The sequence below is a fragment of the Rhodanobacter spathiphylli B39 genome, from assembly GCF_000264295.1.
GTDB classification, from domain to species: domain Bacteria; phylum Pseudomonadota; class Gammaproteobacteria; order Xanthomonadales; family Rhodanobacteraceae; genus Rhodanobacter; species Rhodanobacter spathiphylli.
The window spans coordinates 1-1,284 of record NZ_AJXT01000069.1 but is presented as its reverse complement, the minus strand read 5'-3'; the positions used below and the strand labels follow the sequence as shown (position 1 = coordinate 1,284).

Annotated in this window: 1 protein-coding gene; it reads right to left on the bottom strand. The window is 60.2% G+C overall.

Annotation, left to right across the window (positions count from 1 at the left end):
- Positions 1 to 260: 260 nt before the first annotated feature.
- A complete protein-coding gene (locus UU7_RS16840) occupies positions 261 to 707 on the bottom strand; it encodes a hypothetical protein (protein ID WP_007810493.1) in 447 nt (148 codons plus the stop codon).
- Between the last annotated feature and the right edge of the window lie 577 nt (positions 708 to 1,284).

Below are 1,284 nucleotides of genomic sequence, written 5' to 3'. Positions count from 1 at the left end.
GATTCGTGGGGAAACCTCAGCCTCCGTCCCCTTTGATTTTTGCTCTACTTGGCACTGGGCCGTAGTTCCGAAGAACGCTGTGAAGCCTATCGGACATGGCTGCGGGAGGGCGTGACCGACGATGACCTTGCCCGTATCCGGCAACACGTGAATCAGGAGCGCGCACTCGGCGATGAGCGGTTTCAGCGCATGGTGGAGAAAACGCTGGGAAGACCTGTTGCTTGCCGCCCACGCGGGCGGCCAAGATCAAAGATCGAGATTTAATTACCTCCGTCCCCTTTGATTGGGTTCATCGCATCGTAGGTGCGAGCGGTTTTGGCACCCGTGGCCACCTGGTCCTGGCTGCACGCGCTACCAGTGATGCCCAGGCCGGTGGCGCTCCAGTCCAGGTTGTTGGCCGCGTCGTAGTGCATCACGGTGCTGCCGCTTTCCGGTTCGCTGCTGCGGCACAGGCGGTGGTAGATGTCGTAGTAAAGATGCCTGGTGAGGCTGTCCTGCTCGGTGCCGTACAGGCCGGACTGGGTGATCGACAGCGGGTTGCCGTAGAGGTCGCGGGCAATGGTCTGGGTGATGCCCTGCGGCGCCTGCACCTTGATGACGCCGTCGCCACCGGGCTGGTCGAACACCTGGTAGCTGGTGGTGGTGATGTTGCCCTTGGGGTCGGTGAGCTGGCGGCGCGCGCCGGACAGGTAGCTGGTCAGGACCAACTAAGGGTCAGGTCTTGTTTTGCCACATTTCTGCCGCGCAACGCGACCTTCAGAACACCTGGCGCTCCTCCTCGTCGAGGAAGAGCGTTGCGCATCACCCCCGCGCCATCACGTGATACAACGCGCCAGCGAACTCAATGCGAAGTGGGCGGGACGTAGAGGCCGCCTGCGCCTGGCAATGTGGCAATGTGGTAAAACAAGACCTGACCCCAAGATCTGCCAGCGCTGCCTCACCGAGCTGACTCAGGTAGCACAGGTAGTCCTGCACGCGCAGGAAGCACGGCTGGCGATTGTTCCCGCGCTGGATGACGTGTTGCGGAACCCCGGGCAAGTCCAGACGGCACTGACGTGGCATGACGGCCTCCCGCCATCTTCTGACCAGCCCCATCCTCGCAGCCCGAACCAAGCCCCATCAACAGCTCAGACCACCACTCCTCGTCGGATAATGTCTCTGACCCCTTTTGCCCAACCCCTTTTGCCCACCTTTTGCTTGCACTTGATAGTCGTATGACCCTAATGTTGTTCTGACTACTTCTCAATTGATGACCAAATTGACTTAAGGAAACTCTGATTTTGC